Genomic DNA, 17,576 nt, shown 5'->3' with positions numbered 1-17,576 from the left:
TTCTTATTCTCTATCTTTGTAACATAAACAATAGCTAAATAAAAAGTAAAATGAAACAGATTATTTTTATTTTTATGGCAATCCTGCTTGCTACAGGAATGGCTTCTGCTCAGAAAAAAGCAGTTATTTCTGCAGAACAAACCTCTCACGACTTTGGACAAATTAAAGAAGCCGACGGAAAAGTATCTGCAACATTCGCAGTCAAAAATACAGGTGATGCTCCGCTGGTTATTACTCGCGTAATTGCTTCCTGCGGATGCACGACACCGGAATGGACTAAAGAACCGATCGCTCCCGGTCAGAGTGGAGACATTAAGATTACATACGATCCGAAAGGACGTCCCGGCCCGTTCTCTAAAACGATTTCAGTTTACAGCAACGGTAAAACGGGTAGTTTTATCCTGACCATTCGGGGAGAAGTTCTTTAATACCAAACAAGCAAAACTAAAAACAAAGAATGCTGAATATAAAAAGACTGTGCTTTATTCTGTGCTGCATATTCCTGTTCACAGCGAATATAGCCGCACAGAACGGAGCTCAGATAAGTGCAGACGAACTGACTTACAACTTCGGAACGATTGCCGAAGCGGACGGATTGGCCAGTCATACTTTTGTCGTTAAAAATACGGGAGACAGCCCATTGGTCATCACCCGTATCACTGCATCCTGTGGTTGTACGCAACCGGAATGGACAAAAGCACCTATTGCCCCGGGAAAGACAGGAAACGTGAAAGTAACCTACAATCCCAAAGGACGTCCGGGCCCGTTCTACAAAACTGTTTCTATATTCAGCAACGGTAAAAAAGGCAGCTACACGCTGGCTATCAAAGGGAACGTTACACCTAAACCGATTCAGCCCGCATTTATCTATCCCTACTCGATCGGTGACCTGAAGTTGCAGACCAAAACGGTTCTGTACAGCAGTATCCGTCCGGACGAGACATTGGGCGAAAAGATCAGTGTAAAGAATGAAGGTAAAACCACCCTGACTATCCAACAGGGAAAAGTTCCCCATTTCCTGACTGTGGAGATACGTCCTACTCAACTGGCTCCGGATGAAGTCGGTGAAATAACCTTATTGCTGGATGCCAAAGCAACCAAAAGAAAAGGACGGGTTACAACAGAAATTCCTTTAACGGTTGAAAGCATCGGACAAAAAGAAATTTCCGGCAAAATACATGTTGCTGCCAATATTATCGATAACTTTGGAAAATTATCGGCTGCAGAAAAGGCGCAAGCTCCTGTTGCACAGTTATCGGGAACATTGCTCGACTTCGGTAAACTACCGGAAAGGGGCGGCTTCATCCCATTGATCGGAGGAAAAGTGACCGGAACTGTCGACATTACCAATACTGGGAAATCACCATTGATTATCCATAGTATCACGTGTGATAATGAATTGGTAGATATCTCCGGAGGTAAGAAAGAGATTAAACCGGGAGTAACTGCAACTTATAAGATTTCAGTCCGTCCGAGAGAGATCAAGACGAAACTGGAAGCGCTTATCAATGTTGTATGCAACGACCCGAACGGCCCTGTTCGCCTGATAAAAGTAACAGCAGAAAAATAATTATTCATTATGGAACATCCCGAAAACGACGATCTTTACAGAGGATTAAAGGTAAACAAGGGAGTAGCCGACGTACCGACTGTAAACCCGTATCTGAAAAAGAGACTCCAACGTAAAGAATATACCCCTTCCGAATTTGTAGAAGGGATACTGAAAGGTAACATAACCATTCTCAGCCAGGCAGTAACCCTGGTCGAGAGCGCTAAATACGAGCATCAGCAACTGGCTCAGGAGATTATCGAAAAATGTCTTCCTCATGCCGGTAAATCGGTGCGTATCGGTATTACCGGTGTTCCCGGTGCCGGAAAAAGTACTTCTATCGATGCGTTCGGTATGCATCTGATCAAGGAAGGACGCAAACTGGCTGTATTGGCCATCGACCCGAGTAGCGAACGTTCCAAAGGCAGTATCCTGGGAGATAAAACCCGCATGGAAGCCCTTTCACGGGAGAAGAATGCGTTTATCCGCCCTTCACCCTCGGCCGGTTCGCTGGGTGGTGTTGCCCGCAAGACACGCGAAACGATCGTACTGTGCGAAGCTGCCGGCTTCGATACCGTATTCGTTGAAACAGTGGGTGTCGGACAGAGTGAAACGGCCGTACATTCAATGGTCGACTTCTTCCTGCTTATCCAATTGGCCGGAACCGGGGATGAACTGCAAGGTATCAAGCGCGGTATCATGGAAATGGCGGATGGTATCATCATCAATAAAGCGGATGGCGATAATATCGATAAAGCCAAACTTGCAGCTGCACAGTTCAAGAACGCTCTGCATCTTTTCCCGCCTGCCGACTCAGGCTGGTTCCCGAAAGTGTTGACTTATTCCGGTTATTATAATCTAGGGATCAAAGAGATCTGGGACATGGTCGGTGAATACATGGAGTTTACTAAAAAGAACGGTTATTTCAATTTCAAACGAAATGAACAGGCCAAGTATTGGATGTATGAAAGCATCAACGATACATTACGTGAAACATTCTATCATAATCCGGCCGTAGAAAGTATGCTGGCACGGACAGAACAGCAGGTGCTGAACAACGAGATCAGCTCGTTCGTTGCTGCCAAACGGATGATGGATTTGTTCCTGGAAAATTTATCAAAGAAATAAGGTTTACCCTAAAACGAATAAACCCCGCCGGATCATTTCCTGCGGGGTTTATTTATGTCTGACAACCGGATGTTTAGATAGAAGACACGCGAAGTGTATTCAGTAAATCACGGTTGATCGGTTTATCATTCTTAATGGCTTTCGAGAACGGAACATATACGATCTGGTCGTTCTGTATACCCATCATGACATTACGCTGGTCGTCCAGCAATGCATCGATCGCGGCAACTCCCATACGGGTTGCCAGAATGCGATCCTGAGCCGTAGGCGATCCACCACGCTGCAGGTGTCCCAGAATAGAGACACGGACGTCGAACTGAGGATATTCGTTCTTTACACGTTCGGCAACTCCCATTGCGCCACCGGTCACTTCACTTTCAGCCACCAGAACGATACTACTGTTCTTCGACTTACGGAAACCGTTTTCGATCATTTCGGCCAACTGGTCTTTTTCCATAGAGATCTCCGGAATAATAGCCGCTTCAGCTCCGGAAGCAATCGCACCGTTCAATGCCAAGAAACCGGCGTCGCGTCCCATCACCTCGATGAAGAACAGACGGTCGTGCGAAGTGGCTGTATCGCGGATCTTATCCACACACTCCATAATCGTGTTCAAAGCGGTATCGTATCCGATCGTTACATCCGTACCATACAAGTCGTTATCGATCGTTCCGGGAAGACCTACTATAGGATAATTAAACTCCTGTGCGAAAATACGAGCTCCGGTCAATGTACCGTCACCACCGATGGCGATCAGTGCATCGATTCCTTCTTCCATCAGCTTATCGTATGCCTGCTGACGGCCTTCGGGAGTTTTGAACTCCATACAACGAGCTGTTTTCAATATTGTTCCACCACGCTGGATGATGTTACTTACATTCTGAGTCCTGAACTCTTCAATTTCACCTGTAATCAATCCTCTGAAACCTCGGAAAATACCTTTAACCTTTATCCCGTTATAAATAGCGGAACGCGTCACTGCACGGATGGCAGCGTTCATTCCGGGAGCATCACCTCCGGACGTTAAAATGCCAATACATTTAATAGTAGACATAGCGTCTTTATTTTATATTATTCGCGGCAAAAATAGTAATTATTTGCCAACAACCTTTCATTTTCTCTTAAACTTAATGAAATCTTAATCATTCTATCAACGACCTGCATTGAGCTCCTGAATACGAACAGCCACCTCTTCCATCAACCATTTCGGAGTAGAGGTCGCTCCACAAACACCCACCCGGCGCACTCCGGCCGGAAGCGGTTCGGTGATCTCCTTCACTTCCGATATAAAGATGGTATTGGGATTTGCCTTACGGCATTCTTCCAGCAACATTTTACCGTTCGAACTTTTTTTACCTGCCACAAAATAAATCCAGTCGTGGCTGGATGCAAACGCTTTGATATTGGGGAGGCGGTTGGCTACCTGACGGCAGATCGTATCATGATATTCAAAACGGGCATTTTCTGCCTTCCGTCGATATATCTCTTCCACGATCTTACGGAATCCGTCCAGCGACTTGGTAGTCTGGGAAAACAGACAAATGTCGCGACCAAAATCCAGGCGATCCAGGTCTTCTATCTTTTCCACCACAATTGCCGTACCTTCAGTCTGTCCCACCAGGCCGTTCACTTCGGCATGTCCTTTCTTTCCGTATATGACCAGCTGGGTATTATTAATACGGCTTTCCTGATAGCTTTTATGTATTTTACGTTGTAATTGAAGAACTACCGGACAAGTGGCGTCGACTATTGTAATATCGTTCTGCCGGGCAACTTCGTAAGTTGAAGGAGGTTCGCCGTGGGCACGAAGCAAGACCTTTTTTCCTTTTAATGCAGAGAACTCACGATGGTCGATCGTTCGCAGGCCATGTGCCTGTAGCCGTTCAACCTCCAGGCTATTGTGTACGATATCACCTAAACAATACAAAATATCCGTATTGTTCAGTTCACGTTCGGCACTTTCAATAGCTGTCACTACCCCGAAGCAGAAGCCGGAGCCTTTATCTATTTCTACTTCAATCATTGTAACTGTTACCTAATTAGAGATAGCTCTATTGTATTGAACAAGCAACCAGGCTTTTTGTTCAGCAATGGTCATGTTCGAGTTATCCAGCACCAGGGCATCATCCGCCCGTCGGAGAGGGCTTTCCTTACGTGTGGAATCTATATGATCGCGGGTCTTGACATTCTCCAGCACTTCTTCATAGGAAGCAGCTTCTCCCTTTGCTTTCAGCTCGTCCAAACGACGTTGTGCACGAACTTCCGGACTGGCGGTTACATAGATCTTCAGTTCGGCATCCGGAAAAACAACTGTTCCGATATCCCTGCCATCCATGATGATCCCTTTTTCTTTCCCCATTTCCTGCTGCATTGCCACCAAGGCACGGCGCACAAATCCTAATGTAGCCACAGGGCTTACCCAGCTTGCCACTTCCATTCCACGGATTTCTTTTTCTACCTTAACGCCGTTCAGATAAGTATCGGGGCGTCCTGTCTCCGGATTAAAGCGGAGCGAGATATGGATATCACCCATCGCCGCCTGCAATTTTTCCTCATCGATCTGATCTCCTTTGAACAGATTATGCTGAATACAATATAATGTTACCGCGCGATACATGGCTCCCGTATCTATATAAGTATAGCCAATTTCTTTTGCTAAGTCTTTTGCCATAGTGCTCTTCCCCGTAGAAGAAACACCATCTATTGCAATTACTATCTTTTTCATTCTTGTCTTAATTATATTTTCAAGGTTTAAAATCGGCCAACGTAGTTGAAACACTAACCATCATCGACATCGCCGAAGGATGGTATTTGGCGAAAGAGACACCAACATCAAACATTTTGATCTTTACACCTGCACCGGCAGAGAAACCGGACAGTCCGCTACCTCCTCCCTGCAGTTTCATATCCATCTTGGTTTTCGGGTTAAAGCCTACGCCGATCCAGAAATTTTCACTGGGTATATAATCTACACCAAATACAAAATGCTTAAACAAGGCCTGAGCGAAATTATCTCCCTTATAGTCGGGATCCGCCTTGTCGATATAATCGAATTTCCAACGGTTCAGATGCATGGCTGTAACAGACAAACGGAAAGGCGCATGATTCATCTTCTTTGAAATTCCCATCTGGATGTCCCAAGGCATCTTCTGACGATCATCGTTATAAGGCTTCAACTGTGCACCGATATTTTTGAATACAAAACCAAACGAAAATTCCTTTTCCGAATTGTAATAGCTCAAACCGGCATCTACCGCGAGCCCTACTGAAGTATAGATATCATAATTGGAATAAAGGAACTTCATAGAGACACCACCACGCCAGCGCTCCGACAGGTCATAAGAGAAGAAACCGTTCACTGCAATATCGTTCGCAGTAAAATCGGCTGTCGGCTGATTATTCTCATCCATCCCTATAAATTTACCATTATGGAAATAATTGACCCCGACACCCCAGGCTCCGCGTTCACGGAATGCCTTCGTGAAAAGGGCACTTCCCACATTCACATCAGCTATATAATTCATATAGTTCAAGTTTATCATACCGTCCATTTCACCACCCAGTAAAGCCGGATTATGAAAAATAAGGGAAGGGTCTCTTTCTATCAGGGACACGGTATGTCCCCCAAGAGCATTAGCCCTGGCTGATGAAGGATAATTCAAAAACGTAAACACCTGCTCTCCGGTTTGTGCCGCGACAGACTGCAAAAAAAACGAAAGGAACAGTACAGATAATATATTTCTCATATTTTTCAACAAAATGCGTACAAAGATATTAATACGGTTATAACATATACCATAAACAGAAACGGAAAAAACAAGAAAAAGGTATATAATCGCTGTTATTTTTCTTCCGGTTCAAAAAAAAATGAAAATACAGAAGTATTTTTCCCTGTTTTTTATTGATATATAAAATAATTTGTATTTTTGCGTACTGGAAAACACATATTTAAACATTATAAAGAGTATGGAAATTAAGAAATCACCGAAAGCGGACTTAGAAGGGGGCAAAACACTCGGTATCCTGATGGGTATGGTTGTTGGTCTGGCCGTTCTATTCGTTGGGTTCGAATGGGGAACCCGTGATATCCAGATCGTCCAAACAGAAGGCGTAGCAGATATCATCGCTGAAGAAGAAATTGAAATTACAAGACCGGAGGACACACCTCCTCCACCTCCTCCACCACCAGCACCTGCTGCAGTAGAACAACTGAACATTGTGGAAGATGATGTCGAACTGGATCAAGTGGATCTTATCTCATCTGAGGACGACCAGAGCTCAGCGCAGGTTGAAGCTTACGTTGCACCCGCAGTTGTAGAAGAAGAAGAAGAATCCGCTCAACAGATCTTCACCGTTGTAGAAACAATGCCGGAATTCCCAGGTGGACAAGGAGAATTATTGAAATACCTTGCAAAATCAATCAAGTATCCGGTTATTGCACAGGAAAATGGTATTCAAGGTCGTGTAACTTGTTCGTTCGTTGTAAACCGTGACGGTTCTATCGTTGACGCAGAAGTTATCCGTGGTGTAGACCCATCTTTGGATAAAGAAGCCTTGCGTGTGATCAACAGTATGCCGAAATGGTCTCCTGGTAAGCAGAGAGGTAAACCCGTACGTGTAAAATATACAGTACCTGTAACCTTCAGATTACAATAATAATTTTTAAACATATTAAAAAGGCTGCTGTAAACTTGCAGCCTTTTTTTATTTTGTCTTATCCATAATTCAATATCTATATGTTATCTTTCAACGAGATCCTGCAAAAAATAGAAAACGAAATCTCTCAACTCAGTTTCGAATATCCTCCTAAAAGCTTATATGACCCGATCGAATATATCCTGTCATTGGGGGGGAAAAGGATCCGTCCGGCATTAGCATTAATGGCCTGCAACTTATATAAGGAAAATGTAGACAATGTGATCAATCCGGCATTGGGAATAGAAGTATTCCATAACTTCACCCTGTTGCATGATGATTTGATGGATAAAGCGGATAAAAGAAGAAACAAACCGACAGTTCATAAAGTATGGAACGACAACACAGCGATCCTTTCGGGAGACGCTATGTTGATTGCCGCTTATCAACTGATCGGAAAAACAAAACCGGAACACCTGAAAGAAGTGTTCGACCTGTTCACTGCCACAGCTCTCGAGATCTGTGGAGGTCAGCAATATGATATGGAGTTTGAGTCACGGGCTGACGTGACCGAACCGGAATATATGGAAATGATCCGGTTAAAAACAGCTGTTCTGCTTGCTTGCAGCTTAAAAACAGGAGCCATCATCGGAGGGGCTTCTAAAGAAGATGCGATCCATCTTTATGAATTCGGAATAAACATCGGCTTGGCTTTCCAGTTACAGGATGATCTGCTGGACGTTTATGGAGACACTGCCACATTCGGTAAAAATATCGGTGGAGACATTATCTGCAACAAAAAGACATTTATGCTGATACATGCCTTCGAACTGGCCTCTGCCGGGCAAAAAGCAATTTTAAACAACTGGATCAGCAAAGATACATTTGTACCTGCTGAAAAAATCGAAGCTGTCACTACTATATATAATGAATTGCTTCTGAAAGATATTGTCACTGCTAAAATGCAGAAATACTACGACAAGGCTATGGAACATCTGGCAGAATTAAATGTACCAGCTGAGAAATTAACGATATTAAAAGAAGTTACTAATCATTTAATGTATCGCCAGTCTTAATCGTATGAAGTTAATTGATACGCATAACCATCTGTACCTGGAGGAATTCGACCCGGAGCAAGATGCACTGGTTGACGCTGCCCTGAAGTCAGGTATCGACACACTGCTTCTGCCGAATGTAGACCTCACAACAATAGACCGGATGCATAATTTATGCGACCGATTCCCCGGTTTCGCCTATCCTATGATGGGATTACACCCGACAAGTGTGGACGAACACTATGCCGAAGCCCTGAAAAAGACAGAATCATATCTCGGTAAACGGCCTTATTGTGCTATCGGAGAAATAGGGATCGACCTGTATTGGGACAAGACATACCTGAAAGAGCAGAAAATTGTATTCGAAGAACAGTTGAAATGGAGTATTGACCTGAGGCTTCCGGTGGCAATCCATACAAGAGACGCCTATCCGGAAGTGCTGGAAAGCATCCACAAAGTCGGAGCCGATAAACTGACAGGAGTTTTCCATAGTTTTACCGGAACAATTACAGATCTGGAAGAGATTAAGAAATTGAAAAAATTCAAATTGGGTATTAACGGGGTAATCACCTTTAAAAACTCAAAACTGTCGGACACAATTTTATCTACCGACATTAACAGCATAGTACTCGAAACAGACGCTCCATACCTGGCTCCCGTCCCCTACAGAGGGAAAAGAAATGAGCCTGTATATATATGGAAAACGGCTGAAAAGGTAGCGGACACATACGGCCTGACACTGGACGAAACAGTAGAATTAACAAGAAAAAACGCGCTGGATTTATTTAAAATTACTAATAAACATGCATAGTTTGACTTTTTCAGCCGATAGACAAAATTTATTCTGTCAGATATTGTGTATATGTCAAGCAAAAACTTTAGATTTGTGCACTGAAACGTTTGGATATGCGATTTTTTTCGTATTTTGCGCTCGTTTTAGAGGAGGCAGGGGCTGAAAATTGGAGAGATGCTCGAGTGGTTGAAGAGGCACGCCTGGAAAGCGTGTAAACCCCTAAAGGGTTTCGCGGGTTCGAATCCCGCTCTCTCCGCTTTAAATACCATGAGGATATTATTAACAACAAAAATAAAAACAAATAAGAGAATTATTAATCTTAAAAATTAAACACACAATGAAAAAGTATTTTGCAAAAACATTCTTGGGTATTTGCGCCCTTGGAACTTCTACCGTAGCATTCGCTCAGGAAGCTACAGAACAAGTTGTTGAAGGTGGCATGTATCAGGCTTTAAAAACAAAGTTTATTGAAGGTGGCGCCGACTTCATGAGTTTGGTTGCTATCGCTTTGATTTTCGGTTTGGCTTTTTGCCTTGAAAGAATTATTTATCTTAATTTGGCTGAAACTAATGCAAGTAAATTATTAAAAGGTATTGAAGATGCACTTGACAAAGGTGATGTAGAAGGAGCAAAAGCTATCGCTCGTGACACAAGAGGTCCTATCGCATCTATCGCTTATCAGGGATTAATGAGAATTGACCAGGGTATCGACGTTGTTGAAAAATCAATCGTATCTTACGGTGGTGTACAGGGTGGTCTTTTGGAAAAGAACATGTCTTGGATCACATTGTTTATCGCTATGGCTCCATCTTTAGGATTCTTGGGTACTGTAGTAGGTATGATCATGGCGTTCGATAAAATCGAACAGGTTGGTGATATCAGCCCGACGGTTGTTGCTGGTGGTATGAAAGTGGCCTTGATCACAACTGTAGGTGGTTTGATCGTAGCTTTGATCCTTCAGGTATTCTATAACTATTTGTTGAGCAAACTGGAAGCTATCTTAAACCAGATGGAAGATGCTTCAATCACATTGATCGACATAGTTATCAAATACAACCTTAAATTCAAAAAATAATTTAGAATTATGGCAGTTACTAAAATAAGAAAAATGTCCAGCTGGACACTGTTAATCGTTTCGGTTATCAGTCTCGTAGTACTGGGTATGTTCTATGCAGGGGGCGTTGTAGACGCATCTGTAGAAATGAAAGAACCGATTTACACCGGTTTATTGATTAACTGGACATCTGTATTATTCTTTGTCACAATTATCAGTACAATACTATTTGCATTGTGGCAATTTATAACTCTGCTTCAGACAAATGCAAAATCAGCTATAACATCTTTGGTTGTTGTTGTTGTTTTTGCAGCAATTCTATTCATTACTTACTCTATGGGAGATGCAACTCCGCTGGGAGGAATGAATGCAGATTCTCAAAAATACAACATCCCTTTGTGGTTAAAAGTAACAGACATGTGGATTATGTCCACTGCAGTTCTGATGATTTTAATCATTGCTGCTGTAGTTTGGGGTTCAGTAAGAAAAATGCTTAATAAATAATAGTAATAACGAATTGATAAAACAAGAAAGAAATGGGTAAAAAAAGAAAGACACCGGGAATCAATGGTTCTTCTTCAGCCGATATTGCTTTCATGTTGCTTATCTTCTTCCTTATTACTACTTCAATGGATACAGATAAAGGTTTGGCAAGACGTTTACCACCTCCTGTACCCAAAGACCAGAAGAAAAACGAAGAAATGGATATCAAAAAGAGAAATATCATGGTCGTGCTGATCAACAGTAACAACCAGATTCTCTGTAATAATGAATTCATTGATATTAAGCAATTGAAAGATAAAGTTAGAGAGTTCATTGAGAATCCTTATAACGACGAGCATAAACCGGAAAAAGTAGAAGTAGATGTACCGTTCTTCGGAAAACAAATGGTAACGAAAAATCACGTTATCTCTTTGCAGAACGACCGTGGTACTGAATACCAAGCTTACATCGACGTTCAGAACGAATTAGCAAGAGCCTATAATGAGCTGAGAGACGATGTTTCAAGAAAGAAATTTGGTAAAGCTTTCGCGGATCTGGAAGAAGAACAACAAAAGGCTGTGCAGATGATTTATCCTCAAAAGATATCTGAAGCAGAACCTAAAAATTATGGAGGCAAATAATAATGGGAAAATTTAGTAAAGCAGGCGGCAGAGAGATGCCTGAATTAAACACCTCATCATTACCTGACTTGGTATTTGCCTTCTTGTTCTTTATCATGATGGTAACATCTATGCGTGAAGTAACTTTGAAAGTAGTATTCCAGGCTCCTCAGGCTACAGAGCTTCAGAAGTTGGAAAAGAAATCATTGGTAACATTCATCTATGTAGGTAAACCGACTCAGGAATTGAGAGCTAAAATGGGTTCTGAAACCCGTCTACAGCTGAACGATCAAATCGCAGACGTAGATGAAATCCAGGACTACATCGCTCAGGAAAAGTCAAGTATGAAAGAAGAAGACCAGCCGTTTATGACTGTATCTATCAAGGCGGATAAAGAAACCAAGATGGGTGTTATTACAGACGTAAAACAAGCGCTTCGTGAAGCATACGCATTGAAGATTAGTTACTCAGCAAGACAAGCGGTGGATTAATTAATTCAATAATAAACAAAAAAGGCAGGACTTTACGTTCTGCCTTTTTTATTGGAGTAAACCGACCTTGATCTACTTAACACCATATACATACCGGTGAATACAAGATTTCACCTCTTCGAAAGCATCTTGTAGATCAATATTACCATAAGTCATCAGACGCATTTCCAGAAACTCCTCTCCCTGGCGGTAAGGCGGCTGATAGTAGACATGATTATCCAGGACATACCCCAGGCGCTCATAGAAGCCGATTCTGCGCTTACTCATCTCCTCCGCAGGCATTTCCACCTCCAGCACAACCGGAAGATCACATAAGGCCATAAACTGCTTCATTGCCTCTGCCCCTATTCCTCCGTTGCGAGCAGACTCGTCAATGGCAAAATGTTCAACATAAACAAAAGAGTCAAATTGCCACGCAGTAATAAAGCCTGCATAAACCTCATTCCTGAATAATGTGTATACAATAAAACGAGACTCCGCCTTCACCAGCTCTCTTACCAAAGAGAACGCTCGTCGTTCGGCCTCCGGAAAGGAGTCATTATATGTCTTTTCTACTTTATCCAATAAAGGATCGGAAAAATCTTTCACCGGCCTGCATTCGATTACCCTACTTAAACTCATACTCTTATAATATTGATTGATTAATAAAAGAAAACTTACGAAATAAAATAATTGGGCGAATTATATCGCCTAATCATTATAGTTTGACTATATTTGTATCTAATTGTAATTTACATAAAAAACAGAAATACAAATATACAGAAATTATGGCACACCATCAACTTGATGAATTAGATGAAAAAATATTGAAACTGATCATAGGAAATGCCCGAATGCCTTTCCTTGAAGTTGCCAGAGAGTGTAACGTATCAGGAGCAGCCATACACCAGAGAATTCAGAAACTTACAAATCTGGGTGTCATCAAAGGTTCTGAGTTTATTGTTGACAACACAAAAGTCGGATATGAGACTTGCGCTTATATGGGATTATTCCTGAAATCACCGGGACAATTCCCCTCCGTAACAGAAGCATTAAAAAAGATCCCCGAAGTAGTGGAATGCCATTACACCACAGGACAATATGACCTGTTCATCAAAATATACGCTAAGAACAACCAGCATTTGTTGAATATCATACACAATAAACTTCAACCTCTGGGATTGGCCCGAACAGAATCGCTGATCTCTTTCAAAGAGGCTTTTAAAAGACAGATCCCTATCGATCTGGATGACGAATAGATAATAAAAAAGGGCTTTTCAAATTGAAAAGCCCTTTTTTATTAGGAAAAACTCCCGACATGAAAGCCGGGAAGTTCTATTTAAAATTCTGCATTGTTCGGAGTTCTCGGGAAAGGTATTACGTCACGAATGTTTGTCATACCTGTTACGAACAGCAACAGACGCTCAAATCCCAGACCAAAGCCCGAGTGAGGCGCTGTACCGAAACGACGGGTATCCATATACCACCAGATATCCTTTTCAGGCACACCCATTTCAGAGGCACGTCTGGCCAACTTTTCATAATCCTCTTCACGCTGAGATCCACCGATGATCTCCCCGATCTTCGGGAACAGTACATCCATAGCACGAACAGTCTTTCCATCCTCATTCTGCTTCATATAGAAAGATTTGATCTCTTTCGGATAATCGGTCAGGATTACAGGACATTTGAAATGTTCTTCCACCAGATAACGTTCGTGTTCTGAAGCAAGGTCGGCCCCCCAAAATATCGGGAATTCGAACTTGTGTCCTTTTGCCACTGCCTCTTCGAGGATCTTAACACCTTCGGTATAAGGCAGACGGATAAAGTTATGTTTCAGAACGAATTGCAGACGCTCGATCAGCTCTTTATCAAACATATTGTTCAGGAACTGGATATCATCCATACAGTTATCCAGAGCCCACTGTATACAATATTTGATAAAGTCTTCAGCCAACTGCATATTCTCTGCAATTTCATTGAAGGCAACTTCCGGTTCGATCATCCAAAACTCGGCCAGATGGCGTGGTGTATTGGAGTTTTCAGCACGGAATGTCGGCCCGAATGTATAAATAGCTCCCAAAGACATGGCTGCCAATTCACCCTCCAACTGACCAGATACTGTCAGGCTGGCCTGCTTTCCAAAGAAATCGTCTTCGTAGACGATAGAACCGTTTTCATCTTTCTTCAGGTCATACAGATTCATTGTTGTTACCTGGAACATCTGTCCGGCACCTTCACAGTCTGAAGCAGTAATGATCGGAGTATGGAAATAGAAGAACCCTCTCTCATGAAAGAACTTGTGGATAGCGATCGCCATATTATGACGGATACGGAACACAGCACCAAACGTATTGGTACGTGGACGTAAATGAGCTATCTCACGCAGGAATTCCAATGAGTGTCCTTTCTTCTGCAACGGATAAGTAGCAGGATCGGCCGTACCGTAAATCTGAATTTCAGTAGCCTGGATCTCTACATTCTGTCCCTGTCCCTGAGATTTTACCAGTTCGCCGTTCACACTGATACAGGCACCGGTAGTGATGGGCTTCAGATATTCTTCACCCAGTTTTTCCACATCCACAACGATCTGAACATTATTTATTGTAGAGCCGTCATTCAGCGCGATAAAGCTGACCTGTTTACTACCACGACGGGTACGTACCCATCCTTTCACGTTAACGGTTGTACCGTAAGCTTCACTTTTCAGTACATCTACAATTTTTGTTCTAGTAATTGTTTCCATGTTTATATGTTTATTCTTAGATAATCAAAACAAGATAGCCGGTATTGACTACCGGCTAATCTTACTATTATTCAAAAGCACCCATTCGGAGTGCGTTCACCTCACGTTCGTTCAGGTAACGCCATTTACCTCTTCCCAGGTTTCTTTTTGTAAGTCCGGCAAAGTATACACGATCCAGTTTCGTCACATGATATCCCAGTGATTCGAAGATACGGCGTACGATACGGTTGCGGCCCGAGTGGATTTCGATACCCACCTGGCTCTTGTCGTCTTCGCTGGCATAGCTGATTGCATCTGCATGGATTTCGCCGTCTTCCAGCTCCAGTCCGTTAGCAATCTTTTCCATGTCTTCGATAGAGACATTCTTATCCAACCATACGTGGTAAATCTTCTTTTTCTTGAATGACGGGTGAGTCAGCTTGGAAGCCAGGTCACCATCATTAGTAAGAAGCAATACACCGGTTGTGTTACGGTCCAGGCGGCCTACCGGATAGATACGTTCCTGGCAAGCATTCTTCACCAGATCCATTACGGTAAGACGTTCCTGAGGATCGTCGGATGTAGTTACGCAGTTTTTCGGTTTATTCAATACGATATATACCTTGCTTTCGATCTGCACTGTTTTTTCGTTGAATTCCACTTTGTCCTGACGAGTAATCTTAGTACCCAGTTCAGTAACTACCACATCATTTACTTTTACATTACCTGCTGTGATAAATTCATCAGCCTCACGACGTGAACAAACACCTGCATTAGACAAGAACTTGTTCAGACGGATCGGTTCGTTAGGGTCAGCCAGTACTTCTTTATACTTCAACTGTTTCTGGAAGTTGTACTTGGCATTCGGGTTGTAATCGTTAGTACGGCGCTGCTGGCCACCCGGACGTCTGTTTCCATATCCGCTGTTGTTGCCATATCCACCGCCACGGTTATTATTACCGTACGAAGGTCTGCCGCCACCGCGATTGTCGCGAGAGTCGTAAGAGTTGACACGAGTGTCGCCTACTCTCGGTCTTCTTTTCTTCATGCCGTCGCCTGCAGCATCCCCTTCCGGAGAAGCAGAATAGGCTCTGCCCGGTCTTTCGTCATAGTTAGGACGAGAAGGACGGTTGAAACCACCGCCACCGCCATAAGAACGATCGTTGTTTCCATAAGAAGAGCGATCATTGTTTCCGTAAGAAGGACGATTGTTGCCATAAGAAGGGCGATTGTATCCGCCCTCACGGTTAGAACTATAGCCTCCTTCACGATTCGAATTATAACCTCCTTCACGGTTATTGCTATAACCACCACGATTATTGTCGCGATTATTGTAAGAAGGTCTGCTGTTATAACCACCACCTTCACGGTTGTCATACGTACGAGGACGACTCGGACGGTCTCCGTAAGATGAGCGGTTATCCCCATAAGAATTATAACCGCCGCGGTCATCCCGGCTTGGGCGGTTATATGGTCTCCGTTCATAGTTGTTTCCCTCAGGTCTGTTGTAACCTTGATTGTAAGGTTTTCTTTCACCTTCCTGATCTGTGTTTTCCCGTCTGATACTTGGTATCACCTTTCTAGGACGCGGTTGAGATTCATCTCTTTCTTCTGTGCTCATTGTTGTAAATTAATAATAATTAATTAATTGGTAACCTCACGGCTACACTTTCTTTCTCACACTAAATACCTGTATAATTATGCGGCGTAATCGCCTTTAATTCAGCTTTTACTGCATCACTAACCTGCAGCGTTTCAATAAAGTCACTGATTGATTTTTCAGTGATTCCTTCATTCGTACGGGTTAAGGCCTTCAGGGCTTCGTAAGGTTTCGGATATCCTTCGCGACGTAATATCGTTTGGATACCTTCCGCTACCACCGCCCAGCAATGATCTAAATCCCGATATAAAGCGTTCTCATTTAATAACAGTTTACCCAGCCCTTTTGTTAAGCTTTTGAATGCGATTTCGATGTGAGCCAAAGGCACACCAACGTTGCGCAACACGGTAGAGTCTGTTAAATCGCGCTGTAAACGGGAGATAGGCAACTTCGTAGCCAGATGTTCCAGGATCGCATTTGCCATGCCCAGGTTACCTTCTGCATTTTCAAAATCGATCGGGTTTACCTTATGAGGCATTGCAGATGAACCGACTTCACCGGCTTTGATCTTCTGTTTGAAGTATTCCATCGAAATATACTGCCAGAAGTCGCGGTTCAGGTCGATCAATATCGTGTTCACCCGTTTCAAACCATCGAAAATAGCAGCCAGATTATCATAGTTTGAAATCTGCGTTGTCCATTCCTCACGGCTCAGACCCAGTACTTCGTTCACAAAGTTATTACCGAAAGCTCTCCAGTCGTAGGCCGGATAAGCTACGTGATGTGCATTGAAGTTGCCGGTTGCACCCCCAAACTTGGCAGAAACAGGAATTGATTTCAGCAAAGCCACCTGCTGTTCCAGACGATAAACGAACACCATTATTTCTTTTCCCAAACGAGTAGGAGAAGCCGGTTGCCCGTGTGTCTTAGCCAGCATAGAAACATTGCTCCAGTCTTCGGCATATTTTTTCAGCATGTCGATCACTTCCTGGATGCCCGGATAATACACTTCATTCAAGGCATCTTTGATAGACAAAGGCACAGAAGTATTATTAATATCCTGTGATGTCAACCCGAAATGGATAAATTCTTTGTATTCCTGCAAAGCCAGCAGATCAAATTTTTCTTTGATAAAATACTCAACAGCTTTTACGTCATGGTTGGTTACGCTCTCGATCTCCTTGATACGATTTGCATCTTCTACTGAAAACTCCTGGTAAATTTTACGCAATGCTTCCTTGTTTTCCACTGTAGCCAGGCTATTCAATTGTGGAAGAAACTCAGCAAGAGTAATAAAATACTCTATCTCTACCTGCACTCTATACTTGATAAGTGCATACTCCGAGAAGTAAGCCGCCAGGTTTTCGGCTTTATTTCTATATCGTCCATCCACGGGCGATATGGCAGTTAGTGTCGAAAATATCATATTCATTTAGTTTATACACCGATAACCCTGAGTGTACG

General features: G+C 42.9%; 19 protein-coding genes and 1 tRNA gene. 12 read left to right on the top strand and 8 right to left on the bottom strand.

Features of this window, described 5'->3' with window-relative positions; genetic code table 11:
• Nucleotides 1-50 precede the first annotated feature (50 nt).
• Genes HMPREF1212_RS02415 through meaB form a run of 3 tightly spaced genes read left to right on the top strand, consistent with a single transcriptional unit; the run spans nt 51 to nt 2,677 of the window.
• A complete protein-coding gene (locus tag HMPREF1212_RS02415; RefSeq protein ID WP_028729626.1) occupies nt 51-428 on the top strand; it encodes a DUF1573 domain-containing protein in 378 nt (125 codons plus the stop codon).
• Between the two features lie 29 nt (nt 429-457).
• Entirely contained in the window at nt 458-1,570 is a 1,113-nt protein-coding gene (locus HMPREF1212_RS02410) for a DUF1573 domain-containing protein (RefSeq protein WP_046148301.1), read from the top strand.
• A 9-nt stretch (nt 1,571-1,579) separates the two neighbouring features.
• Entirely contained in the window at nt 1,580-2,677 is a 1,098-nt protein-coding gene (meaB, locus tag HMPREF1212_RS02405) for a methylmalonyl Co-A mutase-associated GTPase MeaB (RefSeq protein ID WP_046148300.1), read from the top strand.
• A 73-nt stretch (nt 2,678-2,750) separates the two neighbouring features.
• On the opposite strand, the gene pfkA is transcribed toward meaB, so the two are convergent.
• From pfkA to porQ, 4 genes are all read right to left on the bottom strand, one after another.
• Complete coding sequence (gene pfkA, locus HMPREF1212_RS02400; RefSeq protein WP_028729629.1) at nt 2,751-3,731, bottom strand: 6-phosphofructokinase; 981 nt, start codon at nt 3,729-3,731, stop codon at nt 2,751-2,753.
• Between the two features lie 96 nt (nt 3,732-3,827).
• Entirely contained in the window at nt 3,828-4,700 is an 873-nt protein-coding gene (locus tag HMPREF1212_RS02395) for a 4-hydroxy-3-methylbut-2-enyl diphosphate reductase (RefSeq protein ID WP_046148299.1), read from the bottom strand.
• Between the two features lie 12 nt (nt 4,701-4,712).
• Entirely contained in the window at nt 4,713-5,402 is a 690-nt protein-coding gene (cmk, locus tag HMPREF1212_RS02390; protein WP_046148298.1) for a (d)CMP kinase, read from the bottom strand.
• 19 nt (nt 5,403-5,421) lie between these two features.
• Nucleotides 5,422-6,423: a type IX secretion system protein PorQ gene (gene porQ, locus HMPREF1212_RS02385; protein ID WP_046148297.1), complete on the bottom strand. Its 1,002-nt coding sequence runs from the start codon at nt 6,421-6,423 to the stop codon at nt 5,422-5,424.
• A 220-nt stretch (nt 6,424-6,643) separates the two neighbouring features.
• On the opposite strand from porQ, the gene HMPREF1212_RS02380 reads away from it, so the two are divergent.
• The 8 genes from HMPREF1212_RS02380 to HMPREF1212_RS02345 all read left to right on the top strand — a co-directional run bounded on the left by HMPREF1212_RS02380 (nt 6,644) and on the right by HMPREF1212_RS02345 (nt 11,808).
• Nucleotides 6,644-7,333, top strand: coding sequence for an energy transducer TonB (locus HMPREF1212_RS02380; RefSeq protein WP_028729633.1), 690 nt, complete (start codon nt 6,644-6,646; stop codon nt 7,331-7,333).
• 80 nt (nt 7,334-7,413) lie between these two features.
• Entirely contained in the window at nt 7,414-8,388 is a 975-nt protein-coding gene (locus tag HMPREF1212_RS02375; RefSeq protein WP_046148296.1) for a polyprenyl synthetase family protein, read from the top strand.
• A 4-nt stretch (nt 8,389-8,392) separates the two neighbouring features.
• A complete protein-coding gene (locus tag HMPREF1212_RS02370; RefSeq protein WP_046148295.1) occupies nt 8,393-9,178 on the top strand; it encodes a TatD family hydrolase in 786 nt (261 codons plus the stop codon).
• Between the two features lie 150 nt (nt 9,179-9,328).
• A tRNA-Ser gene (locus tag HMPREF1212_RS02365) sits at nt 9,329-9,416 on the top strand.
• Between the two features lie 81 nt (nt 9,417-9,497).
• On the top strand, nt 9,498-10,235 hold the full coding sequence (locus tag HMPREF1212_RS02360) for a MotA/TolQ/ExbB proton channel family protein (RefSeq protein ID WP_046148294.1): 738 nt from the start codon (nt 9,498-9,500) through the stop codon (nt 10,233-10,235).
• A 9-nt stretch (nt 10,236-10,244) separates the two neighbouring features.
• Complete coding sequence (locus HMPREF1212_RS02355) at nt 10,245-10,718, top strand: hypothetical protein (RefSeq protein WP_046148293.1); 474 nt, start codon at nt 10,245-10,247, stop codon at nt 10,716-10,718.
• Nucleotides 10,719-10,750: 32 nt separating this feature from the next.
• A complete protein-coding gene (locus HMPREF1212_RS02350) occupies nt 10,751-11,338 on the top strand; it encodes a biopolymer transporter ExbD (RefSeq protein ID WP_046148292.1) in 588 nt (195 codons plus the stop codon).
• A 2-nt stretch (nt 11,339-11,340) separates the two neighbouring features.
• On the top strand, nt 11,341-11,808 hold the full coding sequence (locus HMPREF1212_RS02345; protein ID WP_046148291.1) for an ExbD/TolR family protein: 468 nt from the start codon (nt 11,341-11,343) through the stop codon (nt 11,806-11,808).
• A gap of 72 nt (nt 11,809-11,880) precedes the next feature.
• Here HMPREF1212_RS02345 and HMPREF1212_RS02340 read toward each other — a convergent pair whose 3' ends face one another.
• Nucleotides 11,881-12,429 carry a GNAT family N-acetyltransferase gene (locus HMPREF1212_RS02340; RefSeq protein WP_046148290.1) on the bottom strand — a complete coding sequence of 183 codons (549 nt, stop codon included), beginning with the start codon at nt 12,427-12,429 and terminating at the stop codon, nt 11,881-11,883.
• A gap of 146 nt (nt 12,430-12,575) precedes the next feature.
• Between HMPREF1212_RS02340 and HMPREF1212_RS02335 the strand changes: the two genes are divergently transcribed.
• The gene (locus HMPREF1212_RS02335; protein ID WP_007654892.1) at nt 12,576-13,046 is read left to right on the top strand and encodes an Lrp/AsnC family transcriptional regulator; all 471 of its coding nucleotides are present in this window, start codon (nt 12,576-12,578) and stop codon (nt 13,044-13,046) included.
• A gap of 80 nt (nt 13,047-13,126) precedes the next feature.
• Here HMPREF1212_RS02335 and asnS read toward each other — a convergent pair whose 3' ends face one another.
• From asnS to purB, 3 genes are all read right to left on the bottom strand, one after another.
• Entirely contained in the window at nt 13,127-14,533 is a 1,407-nt protein-coding gene (gene asnS, locus HMPREF1212_RS02330) for an asparagine--tRNA ligase (RefSeq protein WP_028729641.1), read from the bottom strand.
• Nucleotides 14,534-14,600: 67 nt separating this feature from the next.
• Nucleotides 14,601-16,133, bottom strand: coding sequence for a pseudouridine synthase (locus HMPREF1212_RS02325; protein WP_046148289.1), 1,533 nt, complete (start codon nt 16,131-16,133; stop codon nt 14,601-14,603).
• A 61-nt stretch (nt 16,134-16,194) separates the two neighbouring features.
• Entirely contained in the window at nt 16,195-17,538 is a 1,344-nt protein-coding gene (gene purB / locus HMPREF1212_RS02320) for an adenylosuccinate lyase (RefSeq protein ID WP_028729643.1), read from the bottom strand.
• Nucleotides 17,539-17,576: the final 38 nt, after the last annotated feature.

Origin of the sequence: Parabacteroides sp. HGS0025 (genome assembly GCF_000969845.1) — a bacterium.
Classification (GTDB): domain Bacteria; phylum Bacteroidota; class Bacteroidia; order Bacteroidales; family Tannerellaceae; genus Parabacteroides; species Parabacteroides gordonii.
Note: the sequence above shows the minus strand (reverse complement) of the source record. Positions and strands in the feature narration are given on the sequence as shown.

Excerpts from the sequence above, each read along its gene's own strand:
- HMPREF1212_RS02345 (WP_046148291.1), top strand. The coding sequence starts at position 11,341 with ATGGGAAAATTTAGTAAAGCAGGCGGCAGAGAGATGCCTGAATTAAAC.
- HMPREF1212_RS02350 (WP_046148292.1), top strand. The coding sequence starts at position 10,751 with ATGGGTAAAAAAAGAAAGACACCGGGAATCAATGGTTCTTCTTCAGCC.
- HMPREF1212_RS02325 (WP_046148289.1), bottom strand. The coding sequence starts at position 16,133 with ATGAGCACAGAAGAAAGAGATGAATCTCAACCGCGTCCTAGAAAGGTG.
- purB (WP_028729643.1), bottom strand. The coding sequence starts at position 17,538 with ATGATATTTTCGACACTAACTGCCATATCGCCCGTGGATGGACGATAT.
- HMPREF1212_RS02395 (WP_046148299.1), bottom strand. The coding sequence starts at position 4,700 with ATGATTGAAGTAGAAATAGATAAAGGCTCCGGCTTCTGCTTCGGGGTA.
- HMPREF1212_RS02360 (WP_046148294.1), top strand. The coding sequence starts at position 9,498 with ATGAAAAAGTATTTTGCAAAAACATTCTTGGGTATTTGCGCCCTTGGA.
- cmk (WP_046148298.1), bottom strand. The coding sequence starts at position 5,402 with ATGAAAAAGATAGTAATTGCAATAGATGGTGTTTCTTCTACGGGGAAG.
- meaB (WP_046148300.1), top strand. The coding sequence starts at position 1,580 with ATGGAACATCCCGAAAACGACGATCTTTACAGAGGATTAAAGGTAAAC.
- HMPREF1212_RS02335 (WP_007654892.1), top strand. The coding sequence starts at position 12,576 with ATGGCACACCATCAACTTGATGAATTAGATGAAAAAATATTGAAACTG.
- porQ (WP_046148297.1), bottom strand. The coding sequence starts at position 6,423 with ATGAGAAATATATTATCTGTACTGTTCCTTTCGTTTTTTTTGCAGTCT.
- asnS (WP_028729641.1), bottom strand. The coding sequence starts at position 14,533 with ATGGAAACAATTACTAGAACAAAAATTGTAGATGTACTGAAAAGTGAA.
- HMPREF1212_RS02355 (WP_046148293.1), top strand. The coding sequence starts at position 10,245 with ATGGCAGTTACTAAAATAAGAAAAATGTCCAGCTGGACACTGTTAATC.
- HMPREF1212_RS02410 (WP_046148301.1), top strand. The coding sequence starts at position 458 with ATGCTGAATATAAAAAGACTGTGCTTTATTCTGTGCTGCATATTCCTG.
- HMPREF1212_RS02375 (WP_046148296.1), top strand. The coding sequence starts at position 7,414 with ATGTTATCTTTCAACGAGATCCTGCAAAAAATAGAAAACGAAATCTCT.
- HMPREF1212_RS02415 (WP_028729626.1), top strand. The coding sequence starts at position 51 with ATGAAACAGATTATTTTTATTTTTATGGCAATCCTGCTTGCTACAGGA.
- HMPREF1212_RS02340 (WP_046148290.1), bottom strand. The coding sequence starts at position 12,429 with ATGAGTTTAAGTAGGGTAATCGAATGCAGGCCGGTGAAAGATTTTTCC.
- HMPREF1212_RS02380 (WP_028729633.1), top strand. The coding sequence starts at position 6,644 with ATGGAAATTAAGAAATCACCGAAAGCGGACTTAGAAGGGGGCAAAACA.
- HMPREF1212_RS02370 (WP_046148295.1), top strand. The coding sequence starts at position 8,393 with ATGAAGTTAATTGATACGCATAACCATCTGTACCTGGAGGAATTCGAC.
- pfkA (WP_028729629.1), bottom strand. The coding sequence starts at position 3,731 with ATGTCTACTATTAAATGTATTGGCATTTTAACGTCCGGAGGTGATGCT.